General features: G+C 48.3%; 22 protein-coding genes. 15 read left to right on the forward strand and 7 right to left on the reverse strand.

What is annotated here, in order from left to right; genetic code table 11:
• Positions 1–82: 82 nt before the first annotated feature.
• Positions 83–757, reverse strand: a complete 675-nt coding sequence (locus H3H32_RS07330; RefSeq protein ID WP_240543685.1) for a phosphatase PAP2 family protein — start codon at positions 755–757, stop codon at positions 83–85.
• A gap of 313 nt (positions 758–1,070) precedes the next feature.
• Between H3H32_RS07330 and H3H32_RS07335 the strand changes: the two genes are divergently transcribed.
• The 4 genes from H3H32_RS07335 (at position 1,071) to H3H32_RS07350 (ending at position 6,379) form a co-directional block, all read left to right on the forward strand.
• On the forward strand, positions 1,071–1,637 hold the full coding sequence (locus H3H32_RS07335) for a sensor histidine kinase (protein ID WP_240543686.1): 567 nt from the start codon (positions 1,071–1,073) through the stop codon (positions 1,635–1,637).
• 84 nt (positions 1,638–1,721) lie between these two features.
• Positions 1,722–2,177 (forward strand): PepSY-like domain-containing protein, encoded by a 456-nt coding sequence (locus tag H3H32_RS07340; RefSeq protein WP_182462084.1) that lies wholly within the window; start codon positions 1,722–1,724, stop codon positions 2,175–2,177.
• 163 nt (positions 2,178–2,340) lie between these two features.
• The gene (locus H3H32_RS07345; RefSeq protein WP_240543687.1) at positions 2,341–4,893 is read left to right on the forward strand and encodes a TonB-dependent receptor; all 2,553 of its coding nucleotides are present in this window, start codon (positions 2,341–2,343) and stop codon (positions 4,891–4,893) included.
• A 286-nt stretch (positions 4,894–5,179) separates the two neighbouring features.
• On the forward strand, positions 5,180–6,379 hold the full coding sequence (locus tag H3H32_RS07350; RefSeq protein WP_182462085.1) for a dipeptidase: 1,200 nt from the start codon (positions 5,180–5,182) through the stop codon (positions 6,377–6,379).
• Between the two features lie 126 nt (positions 6,380–6,505).
• Here the strand turns inward: H3H32_RS07350 and arsB are convergent, their stop codons facing one another.
• From arsB to H3H32_RS07380, 6 genes are all read right to left on the reverse strand, one after another.
• On the reverse strand, positions 6,506–7,570 hold the full coding sequence (gene arsB / locus H3H32_RS07355) for an ACR3 family arsenite efflux transporter (RefSeq protein WP_182462086.1): 1,065 nt from the start codon (positions 7,568–7,570) through the stop codon (positions 6,506–6,508).
• On the reverse strand, positions 7,567–8,016 hold the full coding sequence (gene arsN2 / locus H3H32_RS07360) for an arsenic resistance N-acetyltransferase ArsN2 (protein ID WP_182462087.1): 450 nt from the start codon (positions 8,014–8,016) through the stop codon (positions 7,567–7,569). Before arsN2 ends, arsB begins: the two co-directional genes overlap by 4 nt.
• Before the next feature lie 2 nt (positions 8,017–8,018).
• Entirely contained in the window at positions 8,019–8,459 is a 441-nt protein-coding gene (locus H3H32_RS07365) for an arsenate reductase ArsC (protein WP_182462088.1), read from the reverse strand.
• A gap of 20 nt (positions 8,460–8,479) precedes the next feature.
• Positions 8,480–9,382 (reverse strand): arsenite methyltransferase, encoded by a 903-nt coding sequence (locus H3H32_RS07370; protein ID WP_182462089.1) that lies wholly within the window; start codon positions 9,380–9,382, stop codon positions 8,480–8,482.
• A gap of 64 nt (positions 9,383–9,446) precedes the next feature.
• Positions 9,447–9,779 carry an ArsR/SmtB family transcription factor gene (locus H3H32_RS07375; protein WP_182462090.1) on the reverse strand — a complete coding sequence of 111 codons (333 nt, stop codon included), beginning with the start codon at positions 9,777–9,779 and terminating at the stop codon, positions 9,447–9,449.
• Positions 9,780–10,362: 583 nt separating this feature from the next.
• Positions 10,363–11,277, reverse strand: a complete 915-nt coding sequence (locus H3H32_RS07380) for a helix-turn-helix domain-containing protein (protein ID WP_182462091.1) — start codon at positions 11,275–11,277, stop codon at positions 10,363–10,365.
• Positions 11,278–11,432: 155 nt separating this feature from the next.
• Between H3H32_RS07380 and H3H32_RS07385 the strand changes: the two genes are divergently transcribed.
• The 11 genes from H3H32_RS07385 to H3H32_RS07435 all read left to right on the forward strand — a co-directional run bounded on the left by H3H32_RS07385 (position 11,433) and on the right by H3H32_RS07435 (position 21,963).
• Positions 11,433–12,284, forward strand: a complete 852-nt coding sequence (locus tag H3H32_RS07385) for an aldo/keto reductase (RefSeq protein WP_182462092.1) — start codon at positions 11,433–11,435, stop codon at positions 12,282–12,284.
• Between the two features lie 41 nt (positions 12,285–12,325).
• Entirely contained in the window at positions 12,326–12,793 is a 468-nt protein-coding gene (locus tag H3H32_RS07390; RefSeq protein ID WP_182462093.1) for a nuclear transport factor 2 family protein, read from the forward strand.
• 175 nt (positions 12,794–12,968) lie between these two features.
• Positions 12,969–13,451 carry a nuclear transport factor 2 family protein gene (locus H3H32_RS07395; RefSeq protein ID WP_182462094.1) on the forward strand — a complete coding sequence of 161 codons (483 nt, stop codon included), beginning with the start codon at positions 12,969–12,971 and terminating at the stop codon, positions 13,449–13,451.
• Positions 13,452–13,471: 20 nt separating this feature from the next.
• Complete coding sequence (locus H3H32_RS07400) at positions 13,472–14,455, forward strand: aldo/keto reductase (protein ID WP_182464265.1); 984 nt, start codon at positions 13,472–13,474, stop codon at positions 14,453–14,455.
• A gap of 15 nt (positions 14,456–14,470) precedes the next feature.
• The gene (locus H3H32_RS07405) at positions 14,471–15,118 is read left to right on the forward strand and encodes a flavodoxin family protein (RefSeq protein WP_182462095.1); all 648 of its coding nucleotides are present in this window, start codon (positions 14,471–14,473) and stop codon (positions 15,116–15,118) included.
• Positions 15,119–15,141: 23 nt separating this feature from the next.
• On the forward strand, positions 15,142–16,269 hold the full coding sequence (locus tag H3H32_RS07410) for an alpha/beta hydrolase (RefSeq protein WP_182462096.1): 1,128 nt from the start codon (positions 15,142–15,144) through the stop codon (positions 16,267–16,269).
• A gap of 144 nt (positions 16,270–16,413) precedes the next feature.
• The gene (locus H3H32_RS07415) at positions 16,414–17,067 is read left to right on the forward strand and encodes a carboxymuconolactone decarboxylase family protein (RefSeq protein WP_240543688.1); all 654 of its coding nucleotides are present in this window, start codon (positions 16,414–16,416) and stop codon (positions 17,065–17,067) included.
• Positions 17,068–17,109: 42 nt separating this feature from the next.
• Entirely contained in the window at positions 17,110–17,604 is a 495-nt protein-coding gene (locus tag H3H32_RS07420; RefSeq protein ID WP_182462098.1) for a cupin domain-containing protein, read from the forward strand.
• A 426-nt stretch (positions 17,605–18,030) separates the two neighbouring features.
• A complete protein-coding gene (locus H3H32_RS07425; RefSeq protein ID WP_182462099.1) occupies positions 18,031–19,164 on the forward strand; it encodes an XdhC family protein in 1,134 nt (377 codons plus the stop codon).
• Between the two features lie 57 nt (positions 19,165–19,221).
• Positions 19,222–19,701, forward strand: coding sequence for a (2Fe-2S)-binding protein (locus H3H32_RS07430; RefSeq protein ID WP_182462100.1), 480 nt, complete (start codon positions 19,222–19,224; stop codon positions 19,699–19,701).
• A gap of 9 nt (positions 19,702–19,710) precedes the next feature.
• Positions 19,711–21,963, forward strand: coding sequence for a xanthine dehydrogenase family protein molybdopterin-binding subunit (locus tag H3H32_RS07435; RefSeq protein ID WP_182462101.1), 2,253 nt, complete (start codon positions 19,711–19,713; stop codon positions 21,961–21,963).
• The last annotated feature ends 32 nt before the right edge of the window (positions 21,964–21,995 follow it).

Here is a 21,995-nt window from a genome sequence, read left to right on the forward strand (position 1 = left end):
TACCATTACGCAAGAATTAGCTCCAATGATGCTCAGCCATCGCGAAATAAAATCCAGGCTACATCGCCCGTAAGAAAATAAGTTAATGGACAGTCGGTTTGTGCCGACCCAATTTGCGCTTCAGCCACGGATAGACCCGATACGCTACTTCGGTAGAGAGCAACCCAATGCCCGCCCCAACCAGGACGTCCGATATCCAGTGTTTATCATTGGTCATTCGTAAGACTCCAGTCGAGGTGGCCATGGCGTAGCCGCCAATCGGAATCCAGGGACTGACTCCCCTAAATTCCCGATCCAGCAAACTCGCTCCGGTAAAGGCATTGGCGGTATGTCCCGATGGAAAGGAGAGGTAATTGGAACCATCTGGCCGAAGCTCATTCGTGCTGTGTTTCAGTCCCAGCACAATGCCTGTACTAATCCCGTAAGCAAGCACACCGATAAGCACCCGATCAAGGGGTTGGGAGCGACCTTTTACGCCTGCCAGACTCAACCCCGCCCAGGCAGTAGCTGGCCCATATTGTAGGAAATCGTCGGCGTGGGTACGAAAATGGATTTTATCCTGAATCTGACTTCGGACATAAAAGCGGTCGAAATTACTGTTTGGATAGTCGGGTAATAGGGCTAACCCAAGGGGAATCAATACAGTCGGAGCTACCCATCGGAAAGTAGTTGGCTGAGCAGGAATGCTGTCCCAGGAGGCCCGCTGGAAAACAGTGTTTAGCGGTTGCCCAACGGCTGCCATTACGGGAAGCAGCATAAGCCAGCAGCTCAGTAGCCAACTGGGAAATGAAGTATTGAGTCGTCTGTTAGGATTGATCATTCGGTTATTCATAGGGAGTATTCTCTAGCCATTACGTATTAGAAGCCGAAAGGGTGGGGTATTTCGGGAATAAGTGATGTAAAGGAACTGTAGAAAACTATAGAGAATCTGAAGCTGATTGACGATGTCATACAGATTGGGGCATGAGCCCAACTTCAAAATGTATTCAGTTTTGGGCCAGTACTTTGGAAAAAAAGCCAAAGAGGCCTGACCATGAAAATTTTGCTGATTGAAGATGAACCGTCGCTGATTGGATCTCCTGCAACAGTCGGAAGGCTTAGACGAAGCCGACCTGAATCGGATTCAGCGATCGCAACAGGAAATCAGGCGGCTCTCGGCCATGAACCAATCGTTGCTGTTGCTGGCCAAAATTGATAATCAGCAGTTTGCCCACAATGATTCGGTAAATATCAGCGAATTGGTCAATCAACTGATCGACAACTATGCGGATTATGTGGCCCACCGGGACATAACCATTAACCGGATGATTAAAGAAGGGCCAGTCAGACCAATGAATCGGCAATTAGCCGAAGTCCTTTTTTCTAATTTGATCAAAAACGCCGTCCGGCACGGCGATGCGGGCAGTTCTATTTTCGTTCAGGTGGGCAGTAACAGCTTTATCATCACTAACGAAGGCGATCCATTGCCCTTTCCGGAGGATCAACTTTTTCGGCGGTTTGTTCGTAACCAGGCACTGCCTCAGTCTACCGGTCTTGGATTAGCCCTGGTGAAGGAAATTGCGGGGCAATACAGGATGAGGGTGAAATACGATTACGCGTCATCAATGCGTCGGCACATGTTTCAGGTTGATTTTTGAGGAATAGCAACAGGCTGCTGCAACTTCAAAATTGCTTTAGAATCGAGCCGTACGTTTGATCCGTAAACATAACTAGTAGAAACGATGTACACATTATTGATAAGCGGCCTGGTTATATTCACGTCGGCACACGTTGCCTCAGTTGCTCTAACGAACTACATAGTTAAGGCAACGCCTGCTATAACTATATTTACGATTGATGTGCCAGCGGCTGCCAGGGCTACTGTTGCCCGATTGTATCCGGGAGTTAAATCCGTGAAATGGGAGAAAGAAGATGGAAATTATGAAGCGGGACTGACTCATAACGGAAAGGAGTTGTCGCTGGTGATTGATGCCAAGGGTAATCTACTCGAAACCGAAACGACCATCACTGAATCGGCCCTGCCTGCATCGGTTCGGGCATATGTAGCCAAACACCATGCGGGTAAGAAAATTAAGGAAGCGGCCGAAATCGTCGATGCGAAGGGTAAAAAAACCTACGAAGCAGAAGTGGGTGGCAAAGACCTGATTTTTGACGAAAAAGGTCAGTTTATTAAGTAGTCAGATACACTGTAATCTACGCTTTTCCATATAGCAGTTGGCGTTTTTTGTCATTCCGACGCCAGGATGAATCTCAAGCTTGACTTGTATGAAACTTGAGATTCATCCTGGCGTCGGAATGACAAAAAATGAGTTACTAACAGGCAACCAAGGCCTATTACGAATGAAAACTTTACTTGATTATTTCCTCATTATGTCGCTCAAAACTACGGGTCTTCTTTTTTTATTGACTACGGGTATCACGTTGGCCCAAACACCAACCGGATCTCCTTCACAACCGGTTCCGGCTCAATCGGGCCAATCAGCTCCTGCGGCAATTGGGGACGCTTCAGCAAAAGGGAATGCCAAAATTACGGGCTATGCCATTGATTCAACCATGACCAAAGCGGTTGAATTTGCCAACGTGGCTTTGTATGAAACGACTAGCGGTAAATTAGTTGATGGCGCAGTGGCCGATGAAAAAGGGAAATTCACCCTCACCAAATTAGCCCCCGGCTCCTACAAACTACTGATTTCATTTTTGGGGTATACATCCAAGACTGTTGACAATATTGTTTTAAGCAAGGGCCAAACAAAAGATATTGGCGTTATTCGACTCAGCGCCAGTACGCGTACATTGGGTGAAGTAACCGTAGCAGGCAAGAAAGCACTGGTGGAGGATAAAGTGGATCGGCTGATTTATAATGCTGATAATGATGTGGCGGCTAAAGGGGGCGATGCCACTGACATTCTGAAAAAAGTACCGATGTTATCGGTCGATCCAACGGGGAACGTCTCGTTGCAGGGGAGTACCAGCGTGCGGGTGCTGATCAACAATAAACCCTCGTCCATTCTGGCCGGGAATCTGGCTGATGCGCTCCGGCAAATTCCGGCCGACTTGATCAAAACGGTGGAGGTCATTACTTCACCATCGGCGAAATACGACGCTGAGGGTAGCGGGGGAATTATTAACATTATCACCAAGAAGAACACGCTTCAGGGATTACATCTCGACGTTGATGGGGGGACGGGTAACCGCAATTCAACGCTGGGCCTAAATGGCAGTTTCCGAAAAGGAAAGTTAGGCTTGAATCTCAATGGTAATGGTCGTGTCATTTATAACCCATCGGCATCTGATCTGGATCAAACGACGTTTCTGGCAGCCGGGGCAACTCCCGTTCAGACTCATCAACGGATCGACGCTTTCGACAAAGGCACCTTTGCTCAATATGCGTTAGGGCTGGATTATGATCTGGCGAAAAATCAATCCCTAACGGGGGGAGTTCGGTTAGGTATCCGGAATTTAAGCATGGATCAACATCAACTAACCAACACACTCTCCAGCGAACAGATAGCTACGCCCTCTAAGCGGGATGTGAACACGCAGAATCTATCCAATTCAATCGACGTTAACATCGACTATCTGCATACCTATGAGGGCTCATCGAAAGAGTTAAGCTTTTCAACACAGTATAGCCGGAGTAATTTGACCAATAATTTCGGGGCTAACAATCTGGATGCGCTGGGGCTGATCAAAACCCGGCAACAAAACCTGAACGATGCCACCAATCAGGAATTTATTCTTCAGGCCGATTACCAGACTCCGGTCAGCAAACTGCTCCAGGTAGAGTTCGGAGCTAAAAATACGATTCGTCGGGTAACCAGTGACTATAACTACCTGCTGGCAGGACCCACATCTGACTATGCCGTTGATCCCAGCCGTCCGTCGGGTTTACTTAATTACGACCAGAACATTGCAGCGGCCTACCTGTCTACCACGTTTACCTTGCCCGGTGGAGTCGTTATTAAGCCCGGTTTTCGTTATGAATACACCAGTATTCAGGCGCAGACTGGCGGGAGTACGGGCGTACCAACCGATATTTCGATTCCCAATTATGGGCGCTTATTGCCCAGCATCAATATCGGCAAAAAAGTGGGGGAGAGCAGCAGCCTCAAATTTGGCTATACGCGCCGTATCCGCCGACCGTTTATCGATGACCTGAATCCCAACTTCAACACGGCCAACCCGCTCAACATTCGTGTCGGGAACCCGTATCTAAAGCCTGAAACCGTTGATCGGATTGAAATCGGCTACAGTACGCAGGTAAAGAAAACGTACCTGAATTTCTCGCTCTACACTCGACTGAATACGGATGATATTCAGTCGATTAGTCAGCGATCGGATACGTTAGTGGGTGCCGTTGTAACGCGGGTGACCAACCTGGGTAAGGAATACAATTATGGCACGAATTTATTTGCGACGATCAACATTACACCCCGGTGGAGCGTAAATGCCAACCTGGATATTATGTACCGCTTTATTCAGGGACTGGCTTTAGATATTAATGGTCTGTCGACCACGATCAGCAATCAGGGCTTTCGTTGGGGCGGGCGCATGGATACGCAAATGCAGTTCGATAAAGGGTGGGTATTGCAGGCCAACATCGGTTATCGGGGTAAGGATATTGCCCTGCAAGGCTATCGAATTGGTTTTGCTCAGTACTCGCTTGGGGCCCGGAAAAGCTTTACCAACAAACGGGGCAGCATCGGCATCGTAGCGGAGAACTTCCTGACTCGAGGTATGGGTTTTACATCGGTGCTGAACTCAGCCCAGTTTAACCAGGACTTTCGGCAATACATTTATAATTCCAGTGTTCGGGCCACATTCAGCTATAAATTTGGTAGTCTGAACGGAGCTAAGGTGAAGAAAAATAAATCCCTCAGCGACGAGAATTGATTGCTTAAATTGAGGTTCATTGATAAAATTGAGCTTATCAAATCGGTTCAGAAAGCGAACTGCTTTGGGTACTTAACCCCAAAAAATGGGCATTCACTTAGCCCGATCCCTGTTTCAACCAGTTGGATTGCCTGCTTGCCAGATAGCGTACATAAAATTGCAGCTATTACCAGAAAGTAATCGCACCCATTCTGCTAAAGATTCATAGTGTATATGACTGTGTAGTTAAAGCGGTGCCTGACGCAATCTCCAGGGAGTCCACCTTCATAAAACTGTGGAAAAAACGATGAAAAATCCTAAACAATTCTATTCCCGGCGGACGTTCGTAGCAACAATGACCGGTGCTGGTACAGCGTTCATGCTCAATCCGTTATTCGCCTGGGCTATCGATGAGCCTGACCCAGCTGTAGCGGCCATCGTCGCCAGCATCATTGGCGTTGATACCCATAACCACATTGACGTACCGAACATTGCTGCCGAACTGCCGGGGCCAGCCATTGATCTGGCGGGTGAAATGAAAAAATCTGGTCTGTCAGCCATCTGCATGACGTTTGCCGTCGACTACCAGCCATTAATCAATCCGGGCGACGCCTATGAGCGGTTTAAAAATGCCATGACAGTGATGGATAAGGCGTTGGCAACTAATAATATCAAGCGGTCGCTGAATCTGGCCGATCTGCAAGCCGCCCATAAAAAACGCCAGCCAACCGTCATCCAGTCGGTAGAGGGCGGACATTTTCTGGAGGGTAAACTGGAGCGGGTAAAGGAAGCCTATGATCGGGGGCTGCGGCAGCTTGGTCTGCTGCACGATAACGACGCGTCGGTACCGCTGGGCGATATCTACACCAAAACACCCCAATGGGGTGCGCTTACTGCGTTTGGGGCCGATGTGATCCGAGAATGCAATCGGTTGGGCATTCTGGTCGATCTGACGCACGCCAGTAATGACACGGTCAATGCGGCTCTGAAGGTAACCACAAAGCCAGTTGTTAGTTCGCACACGGGTCTGGATACGCAATTGGGTGGTAACGCTATGATGGCCAAGATGATGCGGCCTCGACTCATCAGTAAAGAACAGGCGAAAATTATAGCTGATGCCGGTGGACTCATTGGTGTCTGGACGCACCTGGCCGATACGCCAATGGACTACGCTCAGAATATTCGGGCCATGGTCGATGTCATCGGTGTTGATCACGTCTGTATCGGTACCGATACCAAACTAACTCCGTCCTACCGTTCTCCCAATGCGGGTTCGGGGCCCGGCGGCCCACCGAACAACAACGGACAGAATGGTCCGGGGGGAGGGCAGAATCGTGAGCGCGTCGGTGAACGAACCAACAAAGCCTGGGCCGATCAGCAGACTGGATTTCTATACACCGTTGTGGATTCTCTACTAAAAACCGGTTTCACAAAAGAGGAAATTGGTAAAATCGGTGGGGGGAACTTTTGCCGCGTATTTGACGCGGCCACGAACGGACATAAATAAGCCGTGGCGGCTTACCTTCCTTCACCCATTGTCAAACAAAGACTAAAATAGATTTTGCTACCTAGGTATTCAAATTGACTCCGACAGATTATTCAAGACAAAGTTATAGCACGGACCAGTATTTACTCAGGCGTGATTTTGGGGAGTTTTTTTGTGGTAGGGAGCAAATTTGCTTTGTTGTTTCAGCGCAAAATTGACCATCAGGATCAGTACTGGTACTTCGATTAGTGGCCCCACTACAGCAGCCAAAGCGGCCCCCGAGTTGATGCCAAAAACGGCAATGGCAACTGCAATGCCCAGCTCGAAATTATTCCCCGCTGCGGTAAAGGCGAGCGACGTGGATTTAGCATAATCAGCACCGGCCCGTTTCGAGAGGTAGAAGGCCGAAAAGAACATGATAGCAAAGTATACCGTCAGTGGAACGGCTATGCGCAGTACATCGAGCGGAATGGATACGATGAGTTGGCCCTTCAAACTGAACATGACCACAATCGTAAACAGTAAGGCGATGAGCGTAAGGGGACTAATGGCGGGTAAAAACGTTTGCTCAAACCATCTCTGACTGAATAACCGGGTTAGGATTACTCGGGAGAAAAGCCCTGCCAAAAAGGGAATACCTAAATAGATGAATACGCTTTTGGCCACTTCCCCGATAGTAACACTTACTTCATAGCCATGTAGTCCAAACAAGGGCGGTAATACGGTGATAAACAGCCAGGCATAGACCGAGTAGAACAGTACTTGAAAAATGCTGTTGAAGGCCACTAGGCCGGCAGCGTAGAGCCGATCACCGCCCGCCAAATCATTCCAGACAATAACCATCGCAATGCAGCGGGCAATGCCAATCATGATGAGACCGGTCATGTATTCGGGTTTGTCGGGCAGAAAAATCACGGCCAAACCAAACATGAGTAGCGGGCCGACGATCCAGTTTTGCACGAGTGAAAGCCCAAGTATTTTGGTGTTGGCAAACACCTTGGGCAGCTCATCATAGCGCACCTTCGCCAAAGGGGGATACATCATCAGCACCAGACCAATGGCGAGTGGTACGTTGGTTGAACCAGAATTAAACTGATTAATGAAATGCTGCGACTGCGGAAAAAGGTAGCCAATACCCACTCCGATTAGCATGGCCAGGAAAATCCATAAGGTTAAAAAGCGGTCGAGAAACGATAGGCGAGGGGCACTCATGCGGGGCTTTGACTTAGTGCGCGCTTCATAACAATGGCCGATGATGGACATAAGTTGCTGAATTGCTGCGTCTTTTGAATAACGGCAGGCACTTCCTGACGGTTGACGGGTTGAAAGCCGTACCGCTCAAAATAGCGGTCGGCAGTCGTGGTGATAAGATACACTTCTTTCAGGTTGGATGCCTGGGCAGTTTCCAGCAATCGACCGACCAATTGGGCGGCAATCTGTTTCCCCTGATACTGTGGGTCAACCACCACCGAACGTAGTAGACCTACCGGGCCGAAGCGTTCCAGACCAGCCACGCCAATTAAATTGCTTTCTTCTTTGGCGATGACAAAATCAGGAAGGCCGGTTGGCAAATCTTCGGTTAGTAACTGCTCTTGCTCTAGCAGAGAAATGACGGCCGCTCTATCGGCTGGTTGGGCAGCTGTAATGTGTATGTCCATAGCTATTGTGTTTTGGATTCACCCAATCGACTGGTGATAAATTCCTGACTGTACGGTTTAATTAAATCACGCACTCGCCGGAAGGAGGTCAATGCGTCTTCACCTGGAGTGTGCCCCGGATCGGGAAAGCTGTGGTGAATCTTTTCCGCGCTCGATGGGAAAATTGGACACTGTTCACGGGCATTGTCGCACACGGTAATGACGTAATCGAAGGAGATATGCAGATATTCGTCGGCATGGTTCGACGTATGATGTGAAATGTCAATACCATCCTCATTCATTACCTGAATGGCCAGGGGATTTACGCCGTGGGGAGCAACCCCAGCACTATAAACCTGCACCTGATCTCCGTGGCCCGACCTATTGGCGAAATATTGCAGATAACCTTGGGCCATCTGCGAACGAGCAGAATTGCCAGTGCAAAGCACTAATATATTTTTCATGGCTGTTTTGTGTTTGAGATTTAGTTACAGCAACCGGGAGGGCAGCATGCTGCTTTGGCTTCTCCTTCGGGCTTTTGAGCAAAAACGGTGACGCTATAAATACCCCAGGCTGGACTGCCTTTGTCTTGCTGGCGATAATCGGCGATCTCTTCGGCTGACAGATAGTTTCTCAGTACATCATCCGGCAAAACGATTTCTCGCTCTTTCTGTACAACGATGTTCGTAAAACCGCTCTCCTGCACGAGTTTCAAATACTCACTCTTCTGGATGGCGCCAGAAACGCAACCCACATAGAGTTCCGCATCCAGTTGCAAGCCTGCGGGCAGCTCACCTTTCAGCACGATATCGGAGATGCTGAAATGACCACCCGGTATTAAAATGCGGAAGGTTTCAGCAACGGCTTTCTGCTTGTCGGGCACCAGGTTCATAACACAATTGCTTACGACCACATTCGCTAGATTGTTCGGCAATGGCATGTCCTCAATGTCACCATAAACAAATTCGACATTCGTGAAACCCAGTGCCTTTGCATTCTTGCGGGCACGGTCAATCATGGCGGGAGTCATGTCCAGGCCGATTACTCGGCCCGTTTCGCCGGTTTCGGCACGAGCCACAAAGCAATCATTCCCCGCACCCGATCCCAAGTCTACTACTACATCGCCGGGTTTGATCTGTGCAAACTGAGTAGGTAAACCACAGCCCAATCCTAAATCAGCTTCGGCTACATAGCCTTTCAACTCGTCATACCCCACGGTCATATCAATAGCCACATTGGCGACCATCTCAGGCCCCTGGCTGGATGGCCCACAGCAAGATGTGGGGCCACAACAGCCATTGGTATCGACCGGGCCGTCGTACGGTTGTTCGGCAATCGCGCTGTATTTCTGACGTACAACTTCTTTGATTTGCTCAGCAGTTTCCATAAACTTATCTATTGGTATAATGTAATATTACGATTGATTTGCTCAAAAAAATAGTTGCTGATAATTAGCAGCAGGTTACAGTCATAGGTACGAACGTGTTGAAGATGGCTCCGAACACGCGTTGGGCTTCTTCCCATACGGGAGGATTGATGCAGTAGCACACACGGGGCGGGTTGATTTCCCCCTGAATAATACCAATACGTTTTAATTCCTTCAAATGCTGTGATACAGTTGCCTGGGCCAAATTCAGTTCGTCTACTAGGTCGCCACAAACGCACGCTTTCCTGGATACTAACAATTGCAGAATCGCTACTCGTGCAGGATGGGCAAATGCCTTCGCCAAATCTGCCATACGATTTTGCTCTTCGGTGAATATTTCTGTTTTGGTCAATCCCATGCCACAAATGTAGCAGGTTTTTTATTAATTGTAATATTGCGATGAATAATTTTCGAATCCTTTATTAAACGTCCCATGTAGGGATCAACGCCGTGAGCGGTTCTTCGTATTGTGTGTTTTTTAGATGCTGCCTAAAAATTAGTGTTTCGTTTGTTTACCTTACCCCCAACCCCCTGAAGGGGGCTTAGTTCATCGTGGGAATAAGCCTCCTTCAGGGGGTTAGGGGTAAAACCGAGACTGTTTTATGAAACTTAGACAATCTCTTGGAAGGGGTAACTAATAATTAACGTGAATTATGGCCAATTTACAAATAGCATGATACTAGTTTTTTGTCATCCCGACGCCAGGAGGGATGACAAAAAACAATACTATAAATAACTAACAATCAATTGATAAACCCAGATTTTATCCATAATTCACGTTAATTGTGGTTTAGTTTATCGTTTCGGTGCGACTCGTACTCCCTAACGACTAACTCTTTACACGCCTGCTCTCTGCAACACCTACTGAGTTAAAGGCTATGTCAAATTGTAGCCCGCACTGGCGTCGCATTTTGGAAAAGCACCCATAAGTTGTCCATTAATTATAATGGAGCGTCTGCTTCGGCGGCCCGGCGATATTCATTAGGTGATTGGCCAACCCGTTGCTTAAATAAGCGCATGAAATGCTGAGGGTACTTAAAGCCTAAGTCATAGGCAACTTGACTCACGGATTTGCTCTGGTCAAATATTCGTTCTTTCGCCAGATCAATCACCTTCGCCTGAATGTATTCCTGAGCTGTTTTTCCAGTTTCTTTCTTGACCAGATCCCCAAAATAATTGGCTGACAAATTCAATTCACCCGCGCAGTAGGTGACGGATGGTAAGCCAATGGTTTGTGGTTTATCCGTCTGGAAATACGTATTTAATAGCGTCTCAAATCGCTGCAATACACTTTTGTGCACATTCTCCCGAGTGATGAATTGCCGATCATAAAACCGCGTGCAATACCCCAGAAACAACTCAATCGTTGCGACAATCAGCTTTTTAGAGTGTTTATCGATGGCATGTTCTAGTTCGTACTCGACTTTAGAAAAGCAATCCAGCACAATCTGCCGTTCCCGACTCGATAAATGCAGCGCTTCAAAGGACTGGTAGCCAAAGAAAGTATACTCCTGAATATGCCGCCCCAGCGTAGTACCATGAATTAAATCAGGGTGAAAGACCAGCGCGTACCCTTTAGGCTGGTAGGTTTCTCCATTACTATTCATACCGGCCACCTGGCCTGGTGCTATAAACACCAGCGTGCCTTCCTGGTAATCATACGTATGCCGACCATACACCATATCTCCGCATTTGACTTCTTTTAAGAAGATCGTGTAAAAGCCAAAATACATGCGGGAGCCTTGTCGGGGATCGGCTTTGGACAGATCAACGACACTCACCAGTGGATGGAGTGTTTCGTTTTTATTGAAGGCGTTATACTCGGCAATTGTCTCAAATCGTCGCAGCGTATCCATAGTACGGTTGGTTTTCTGAATCGAAATTACTGCTTTCCGGGCAGCCTGCCTGATGCAAAAATAGTAATCAGTAATAATGGTAGTAAACCCTGTAATCTGTATACCATTCAGATAAATAAATGAGGAGACCTTTGTCCCATAATTAGTAAATACCTATGCAACAAGTAGTTTTGAACAATGGGGTAGAAATGCCCATCCTGGGATTTGGCGTATTCCAGGTGCCTGACCCGGCAGAATGTGAACGCAGTGTACTCGATGCGATTGCAACGGGCTATCGACTGATCGATACGGCGGCTTCGTATGGCAATGAGGAGGCTGTAGGACAAGCCATCAAAAAAAGTGGAGTAGCTAGAGAAGAGCTATTCATTACAACGAAGCTTTGGATACAGTCTGATGGCTACGAGGGCACGAAGAAAGCTTTCGAAGCTTCCTTGAAAAAACTGCAACTAGACTATCTGGATCTGTATCTGATTCATCAGCCGATGGGCGATGTGTACGGCGAGTGGCGAGCCATGCAGGAGTTTTATAAAGAAGGTCGGGTTCGGGCCATCGGGGTGAGTAACTTTCATCCGGATCGTTTGATTGATCTGATCGTTCACAACGAAATTGTTCCGGCGGTCAATCAGGTTGAAACGCACCCGTTCCATCAGCAAATCGATTCACAGCAATTCTTTCAGGAAAACAACGTACAAATCGAATCCTGGGGGCCTTTCGCGGAAGGGAAAAACGATCTGTTTCATAATGAATTGCTAGGCTCAATTGGGGCGAAGTATAACAAATCCATCGCTCAGGTGGTGTTGCGCTGGCTGACCCAGCGAGGTGTTGTGGCCATTCCAAAATCGGTTCGTAAGGAGCGGATGGAAGAGAATTTTAACAGCCTCGATTTTAAGTTAAGTGCCGACGATATGGAAGCCATCAAAACCCTCGATACGAAAGCAAGTCTTTTCTTTGATCATCGTGATCCAGCTATGGTCAAATGGCTGGGCGAACGAAAACTCAGTTCCTAATCACAAACACAACAGATCGATATAAACCCTTAAAAATCATTATGAAAGCATCAATTTTAGGACTTTGCGTCTTTGCCCTTGGCATAGTATTGGCCTTTGCTCAATCGAATTCGTCGGCAAGCAATTCTACGAGTGCTGAGCAGGAAATCATTACCCTTTCGAAAGACAAATGGCAGTGGATGTCCGACAAGAATGTAGACAAACTGGCCGGGCTATTCGATGAAAAATCGATGTTTGTCCACATGGGCGGAAGCTGGGGCAAGAGCCAGGAGCTAGAGGTCATTAAAAGCGGGAACATCTGGTACAAGAAAGCGAGTGTCTATTCAACGACCTTCCATCTGATTGGCAATACAGCTATCCTGTTAAGCGACCTCGATCTGGTGGCCGTTGTAGGCGGAAACGAGGTCACGAATCCGTTTATGGTGACCGAAGTATATGTGAAAGAAAACGGAAAATGGATGATGGGACAACTCTCGTTCTCCCGGCTAATGCGACCCGTTAAAAACTAGACACACGGAAGCTGTTCGCACGAAAGCAGGAATAGCCGCAGTACAAACAGCTTCAGTGAACATACAGGCAATCGGTAGTGATTCTGTAGAACGGAGTGGTACTCCGTTCTACAAACCCATCAACATCTCTTGAATCATTCCATATAGGCAATCAATTCATTATACCAATCCCTTTATGAAAACATCAATTCTTAGTCTGTGCTTCCTGCTGATAGGAATGCAGGCATCGTTCGCTCAAACGGCCCAAACCAACACTTCGATACCACCTCCCACGAAAGCTCAACAGGAAATCATTAATCTCTCCAAACAAAAATGGCAGTGGATGGCTGACAAAAATGTGGAGAAGCTGGCCCAACTCTTCGATGATAAGGCAAAGTTTGTCCATATGAGTGGAACCTGGAAAAAGGACGAAGAACTCGACATTATTAAAACCGGAAGCATCTGGTACCGAAAAGCAGATGTACACGATACGGCAGTTGAGTTGTTTGACGACACCGCCATCATCTGGTCCCGCATTACGCTGGAGTCTACGGTTCGGGGCAATGAGGCCAAGGTCGAATTTACCGTTACCGAAGTCTATAAAAAAGAAGGCAATGCCTGGAAAATGTTAGCCCTGACCTTTAGCAGCGTGCGGGATACGCATGTGATTAAGCATTAACTAGTTCAACAAAGAAAATGATGCAAAAACGATCATTAGGCAAAAACGGCCTGGAGGTATCAACCCTCGGTCTTGGCTGCATGGGACTCAGTTATGGGTATGGACCAGCCACCGACAAACAGGATGCCATTCAACTAATACGGAAAGCTTTTGAACAGGGTGTCACCTTCTTTGATACCGCTGAAGTATACGGCCCTTACACCAATGAAGAACTAGTAGGCGAAGCCCTGGAGCCATTTCGGAATGAGGTGGTGATCGCCACCAAGTTTGGTTTCAAAGAAGCTAAAACGACCTTAGGAACGGATAGCCGGCCTGAGAACATACGCGCTGTTGCCGAAGCTTCTCTGAAACGATTACGAACCGATGTCATCGACCTGTTTTATCAGCATCGGGTAGATCCGAATGTTCCGATGGAAGACGTAGCCGGAACCGTCAAAGAGTTAATCAACGAAGGAAAAGTAAAATACTTTGGCCTTTCAGAAGCTGGTGTGAAATCGATTCGTCAGGCTCATGCGGTTCAACCAGTAGCGGCCCTACAAAGTGAATATTCCCTCTGGTGGCGGGAACCCGAGAAGGAAATACTGCCTACACTTGAAGAATTGGGCATTGGCTTTGTACCCTTTAGCCCGCTGGGGAAAGGGTTTCTTACCGGTAAAATTGACGAGAACACAACATTCGATAAGACGGATTTTCGCAACATTGTTCCTCGTTTTTCGGAAGAGAATCGCAAAGTAAATCAGGCGTTGGTTGATTTACTGGGTAAGCTGGCTAGTGAACGAAATGCAACCTCGGCCCAAATCGCTCTTGCCTGGCTTCTGGCCCAAAAGCCCTGGATTGTCCCCATTCCAGGTACAACAAAACAACACCGGTTGGCCGAAAATAATGGTGCAGCCGCGATCACGCTCAGTGGGAATGATCTGGCCGAAATCAATGATGCGCTGTCAACGATTGATGTGCAGGGGGCTCGCTATCCAGAACAAATGCAAAAGATGGTCGGTCGTTAGGCTGGTAAACGCGACATGAAACTACTCACGTTGACGACGCATCTGATCTTATTAGTTTTTCTGTTGATAGGGGCGTGTTCCTCTTCCCAATCGGACGCTATCTATTCTACGGCTGATTCAACGTCGGCCGCTCAGAAAGTATTGATTGTCTATTTGTCGAGAACCAACAACACCAAAGCTATTGCCGAACTGATTCATAAGCAGGTAGGTGGAACGATGGTGGCCCTGGAGCTGGAGAAGCCCTATCCTGAAAATTATCAGGCTACGGTTCAACAGGTGGCTAAGGAAAACGAAACGGGCTATCTGCCACCGTTAAAAACAAAGATCGACAACATCCAGCAGTACGATCTGGTATTCGTCGGCTTTCCTACCTGGGGTATGCAACTGCCTCCACCCATGAAAAGCTTTTTACATCAGTACGCCCGCAACGGCGGACCGCTAAACGGTAAAACCGTCATTCCGTTTAATACCAATGGGGGCTATGGTATCGGCAGTACGTTCCAGACAGTGAAGGAGCTGTGCCCTGCCAGCAACGTACTGGAAGGCTTTACGATGCGGGGTGGATCGGAGCGAGATGGCCAGTTGCTGGTTATTCAGGCAGAAAAAGCCACAGAAGCCGAAACGGCAGTGAAGAGTTGGCTGAAAAAACTAAAGGTATTATAAGGCAGTCGAAAAATCTAAACCCTATGGCATCACCTCAATCCGTTAAACTTTCCCATGCTACGTATCCATATATAAGCCGTTATTTGGTTAGTCTATTGATTGCCAGTCTCCTTTCGTTCGGGGTAAATGCGCAACCGAAGGGAAAGCGAGAGCCTCTGATTATTCAGGAACAGGGAAGTTTTCTGGTTGGTGGTACAACGCTAACCGAGTCGGGGAAATTTGATGTGGCGAATGCCCTAAAACCACAAGGACAAACCCTTCACGGCGATCATGCCTATGCGTTTTACCAGATTCCGGTGAAAGCCCATAAATACCCGCTGGTTTTCCTGCACGGGGCTGGAGAGTCCAAAAAGACATGGGAGTCAACGCCCGATGGGCGGGAAGGGTTTCAGACAATCTTCCTCCGACGTGGTTATGGGGTTTATTTACTGGACCAGCCAAGGCGGGGCGATGCTGGAAAAAGTACGGTTGCAACAACAATCACCCCAGCGCCGGATGAACAGTTCTGGTTTACCCAATTCAGGATTGGTAACTATCCCGATTATTTCCCCGGAAGTCAGTTTCCTAAGGATACGGCTTCCCTGGAGCAGTTTTTTAGGCAAATGACACCGAATACGGGGGCTTTTGACGCCAATATTGTTTCGAATGCCTGTTCAAAAGTATTCGATCGCATAGGGGAGGGCGTGCTGGTTACTCATTCTCAGGGAGGAGGGGTAGGCTGGTTTACTGCGATCAAGAACCCGAAAGTAAAGGCGATTATCGCTTACGAGCCTTTTAGTAGTTTCGTTTTCCCAACGGGCGAATTACCCAAACCGATTCAATCGGCCAGCCTTTTTGGTGAGTTGAAAGGCGTTGAAATTCCGCTTTCGGATTTTGAAAAACTGACCAGGATACCCATCATCATTTACTACGGCGATAACATTGCCGATAAACCAACCACTGTTTGGAATAAAGATCACTGGCGGGCTGGATTGGAAATGGCAAGAATCTGGGCCGCGACTATCAACAAACGTGGTGGTCATGCAAAGGTGGTCCATCTGCCTGAACTAGGCATCAAGGGCAATACGCACTTTCCATTTTCCGACCTGAACAATCTTCAGATTGCCGATTTGCTCTCGGACTTTCTCCGGCAAAATAACCTGAATAAGTAAACTTGTGGTTGTGCCGTATGGCTATGATCGTTAGTGCGTAATTGGTTGAAAATCAACTAAAGTATGAATGCGAGCCGAATCTTTTTCAGTTGTTGGCTAGTCGGCTGGTTTATTTCAGTTAACCACCTCAACGCACAAAATCAGATGGATCAATCGCCCAGTTTATCAGTAAAGCAGCAGAGCATTGTCGCTATTGCAGCGCTCACTGCTAAGGGAGAGTTGCAAAAACTTTCGCTTGCCTTAAACACTGGTCTGGATGCGGAGATGACTGTCAATGAGATCAAAGAAGTGTTGGTTCACTTGTATGCGTATTGCGGTTTTCCACGGAGCATTCGTGGGTTACAAACGTTAATGGTGGTGCTCGACGAACGAAAGAAAAAAGGCATCACGGACAAAATGGGTCGGGAAGCTACGCCCATTGCCAGCCGTGAACCCAAGTATGAACGGGGTAAAAAAGTGCTCGAAAAATTGACTGGACAACCAGAAGCTGGACCAAAGCGCGGATACTCGGCTTTCAGTCCAGAAATCGACGTTTTCCTGAAAGAACACTTGTTCGCTGATATTTTTGAGCGGGATGTACTCAGTTTCACTGATCGGGAGCTGACCACCATATCGGTCCTGAGCAGTATTGGTGGTGTGGAACCGATGCTTCAATCGCACCTGGGAATCTGCCTGCATCTGGGTCTAACTAAAACTCAACTTGAACAGGTTATGTCGTTGATCGAGACAAACATAGGCAAAGCAGAGGCTGAGAGCGGTCGGACGGTTTTAGCACAGGTTATGGCATCAAGGCGGTAAGCCGAACTATCTGGTCCAGTAGTGATTTTTAACGTCAACTCTATGAATTACAACGCGATATCAGCACTATTCACTGTATTGCTATCTGTATTGATACGTTTACAGGTTAGCGGGCAGGTTCATACAGAAGCCGTGACCGATTCGGGCGCAATTTTCCCAAAAGGAAAGCGCGCACCAACCAGTACTTTTACCGGAGTGGTTTGGGTTCAGCAATTAATTGAGCCAGACAGCGCCTTCAACATTCCGGTCGGCTACGTGACCTTTGAGCCGGGTGCCCGCTCGTATTGGCATAGTCACGCCGGTGGGCAGGTGCTATTGGCCCTGGATGGAATTGGTTATTATCAGGAGCAGGGGAAACCAATTCAAATTCTTAAGAAAGGTGATGCCGTAAAATGTCCTCCAAACGTGCCTCATTGGCACGGTGCTTCACCAACGGTTGGCTTTAGGCAGGTCGCTATTACACCGAATACTGCAACTGGGCGAGTAACCTGGATGAAGCCGGTGACTGATCAGGAATATAACAATGTCAGGAAGTGAGATTCTACTAGTGCTTTACCAACGTAGACTCTCGGGTTCGCCTGCGCGGTTGATTCTATCGGATTCTATCGGATTCTATTGGCGATATTCTATTGGTAGTCAATGGATAAGCTGTCAATTAGGATCAAAAGAGTCGCTAGAATCTAAATTGGAAGCGTGCTAGCTTAGTTTGAAGAAACAGGCTTTATAAGCACCCAACAGGTATGTTACACGACAAACGACCAAATTTCTAGACAAACTGCGCAATGCGCTCAATTTGTGTAGTGTGAAGGAGTATTACAGTCGTTTGTCTAAAACATCATTGATATATTGAAAATGATTATTGATTTGTCAAATCTGCGGGCAGGATATGTATATAACTGACGAAAGTTTTCTGCCATCGATAAGTTAACAAGTGAATCCAACATAGGTCTGTAGTCATAGAGCATGAAAGAAATTAACCGTATACTGGCTATTTATGATCAACTCGATCATAGGCAACGCAAGGTGGCCCTGGCAACGGTCGTGTACGTGGAAGGATCAGCCTACCGACGACCCGGTGCCCGTATGCTGGTGAGTGACGATGGCCGCTGGGAGGGCGCCATCAGCGGTGGATGTCTGGAAGGTGACGCGCTGCGTAAAGCTCGTCAGGTCATGCTGGATGGTAAGCCAATGATCGTGCGCTACGATACCATGGACGACGATGCCAACAGCCTGGGCGTGGGCCTGGGTTGTAACGGCATTATCGATGTGTTCATCGAGCCAATTGATCCGGCTGATCCAATGAATCCTGTTGCTCTGTTAGGTGAATTTAGCCAGCATCGGGACCGGCGCGTCATTGCTACCATTTGCCGAAAAACACCGGGCTTAGAAATAAGTGAGGGTAGTCGGTTTTTACTTACACAGCAACCAACAAATCAGGTTCCAGTCTGGCTTCTGCCCGATATGGAACTGGTCATGGAAGTGGGTAAACACTTAACGGCAATAATTCCCTTACTAGGTGGTGTGGTTGAGGTTTTTATTGAACGTCTGGACCCCGGTATCGAGTTGGTAATTTTCGGGGCTGGCTATGATACAATTCCTCTCACCCGGCTGGCCACCGAAATCGGCTGGCGAGTTACGGTAACCGAAGACTGCATTGCCCACTTAGCGCCCAAACGCTTTCCGGAAGCGACCTGCCTGCTCTACGCCGATGCTGAGGCTGTAACGGATAAGCTTACCTTCACCGATCGGACAGCCGCCGTGCTCATGTCCCACAACTATAACTACGATTTGGCTGTACTAACGAAATTGTTGCTGACCGATGTTCCCTACATCGGCGTTCTGGGTCCCCGGAAGCGTTACGAAAAAATGAAATCCCACTGGGATCGATTGGGTAAGTCTTTTGATACAACGATGCTAAAGCGGGTTCATTCCCCGATTGGCTTAGATCTGGGAGCCGAGACGCCGGATGAGATTGCGCTTTCTATCCTGAGTGAAATTAAAGCCTTTTTCAGCGAGCGGAACGGTGGATTTCTAACCGAACGACCGGGGCCAATCCATGAACGGGTAGCCCTTGACGAAGAACTACTTATAGTCTAACTTTATCCTGATACTCAACCTGTATTTTCAGTTGTAAACCCTTTACTTCTTACCACTGTGGCAAAATTTAGCATAAAAATTAACGGTAAAATCAGGCAGCTGGATGTTGATCCAGCTACGCCCATGCTCTGGATACTCCGCGATCATCTGGACATGCCGGGCACCAAATATGGCTGCGGTATCGCTCAGTGTGGCGCCTGCACGGTTCATTTAAATGGAACAGCCGTTCGTTCCTGTCAGCTACCTATCTCGACCGTCGGCAAAGAAGCCATCACCACCATCGAGGGATTGTCGGCTACCGGTGATCATCCGGTGCAAAAGGCGTGGCTGGAACACGATGTTGCCCAGTGTGGCTATTGTCAGTCCGGGCAAATGATGAGCGCAGCTTCGCTTTTGAAGACGAATCCCAAGCCTACAGATGAGGACATCGATTTAGCCATGAGCGGGAACATCTGTCGGTGTGGAACATATTTGCGCATCAAAGAGGCTATCAAATCGGCAGCTAAAGAAGGAACCAGCTCGTCCACTCGTAAATAAATCCTGACCATGACTACTAGCAAAACAACCCTTAATCGGCGTTCTTTCTTAAAGGCGTCATTGCGCTCTGGTGGGGGCATGATGCTCAGCGTGAGCTGGTTATCCAGCGCGAAGGCCGCCGATAAACTACAAGCCTTGAACGTACCTCAGCAATGGGCTCAGCTTAATGGTTACATTCACATTACAGCGGGCAACGGAATTAAACTCATCTGCCCAAATCCAGAATTTGGTCAGAACGTCATGACATCCCTGCCCATGATGGTGGCTGAGGAACTAGATGTGGATTGGAAGAATGTGGTGGTTGAAATGGGGCCGCACGACAACGCGAAATTGGGCCCTCAGTTTACGGGAGGCAGTAACTCAGTTCGCATGTACTGGAAACCACTCCGTGAAGCCGGAGCAGCCGCCCGGCAGATGCTTTGCGAAGCAGCCGCACAAGCCTGGGGCGTACCGGTAGCTGAAGTGACTACTAAAGCCGGGGTATTGCAGCACGCGAGTGGCAAATCGGCGAATTACGGCGAGATGGCCAGTAAAGCAGCGACTCTTCCGGTGCCCAAAGGTATGAAGCTTAAATCTCCCAAAGATTTTGCTATCGTCCGAAAATCGAAGCGAAATGTTGAAGGCCCTAAAATAGTTACCGGCAAACCACTGTTCGGGCTGGATTATCGGGTGGAGGAGATGCTCATCGCCATGATTCAGCATCCACCTGCTTTCGGCATGAAACTCAAATCGTTCGATGCCTCCCAAACCCTCAAAATGCCAGGCATTACCGATGTTTTTACCTTGAAGTTATACGACGACGGTTTCGAGCAGGCTGGTTTCGATACCCGTTCGTTCAATGATTTGTTAGTTGTGGTGGGTAAGAGCACCTGGGAAGTCATGAATGCCCGCAAAAAACTAAAAGTGGAGTGGGAACCTGTCGGCGATACCAAAGATACCATGATGGGTAGGGGAGGTAAACGGGAAGTGACGGTACCCGGAGGGCTTGAAACGACCAGCACCCAACTGGAAAAAATGGCGGAATGGGCTAAAAAGCCTGCGCAACAGTTACGAAAAGACGGCGATCCGGAAACGGCGTTTAAAAATGCGGCTCAGATCATTGAGCGCACCTACAATGCACCCTTCCTCGCCCACAATACCATGGAGCCGATGAATTTCTTCGCGCATGTGACCCCCGAAAAAGCACTGGTGGCTGGCCCTTTGCAAGCACCAGGTTGGGCAGAACCCTCACTAGCAAAACGAATTGGGCTGCCTGCCGACAAGATTGAGATTCAGATGACCCGGATGGGCGGAGGCTTTGGCCGTCGGGCGTATTGCCATTATATGACGGAAGCGGCACTCATTTCCCAAAAGGTCAAAGCCCCGGTCAAATTGATATACACCCGAGAAGATGACATGACCTATGGCATCTATCGCCCCATGTACACGGCAACGTACCGAGCGGCTCTGGATGCCAATAAAAACCTGATTGGATTCCATGTGAAAGGAGGGGGGATACCCGAGCATGCCATTCACGCGAACCGGTTCCCGGCTGGGGCAGTAGATAACTACCTGGCCGAAGGCTGGGAGATTCCGTCCAATATCACCATTGGCGCTTTTCGGGCTCCTCGTTCTAACTTCAACGCTGCCGCTGAGCAATCCTTCCTGGATGAAGTGGCGGAGGCCATGGGTAAAGACCCCATAGAGTTTAGATTAGAGTTGTTAAAACGAGCGAAGGAAAATCCAGTTGGCAAAAACAACGAGTACGATGCCGACCGGTATGCGGGTGTGCTGACACTGGTACGCGACAAGTCGGGTTGGAACAAGCCGGGGAATGAGAAATACCATCGGGGCGTGGCCGCTTATTTCTGCCATAATTCCTACGCGGCCCATGTAGTCGATATGGTGACTCGTGACGGTAGTCCGTATGTAGAGCGGGTCTTTAGTGCAATGGATTGTGGTATCGTGGTCAATCCCGATGCGGCCACCAACATGGTACAGGGAGCGGTGGTTGATGGAATCGGTAACGCCTTTTACGGTGCTCTGACCCATAAAAACGGGGCTGCTGAGCAGAGTAACTTTAACAATTATCGCCTGATTCGGCATAACGAAGCCCCGAAGAAAATTGAGGTTCACTTTGTTGAAAATGACCTCGACCCAACCGGCTTGGGTGAGCCGCCTTTCCCTCCGGTGTTTGGGGCGGTGGCCAATGCACTGTATAAAACTACCGGCAAACGACAGTACAATCAGCCGTTTAAGCCCGAATTAGACAAGCGGATTTAAGACTGGAACTGTTAACGCACTAGAGCCGGGAC

The sequence above is a fragment of the Spirosoma foliorum genome (assembly GCF_014117325.1).
GTDB classification, from domain to species: Bacteria; Bacteroidota; Bacteroidia; order Cytophagales; family Spirosomataceae; genus Spirosoma; species Spirosoma foliorum.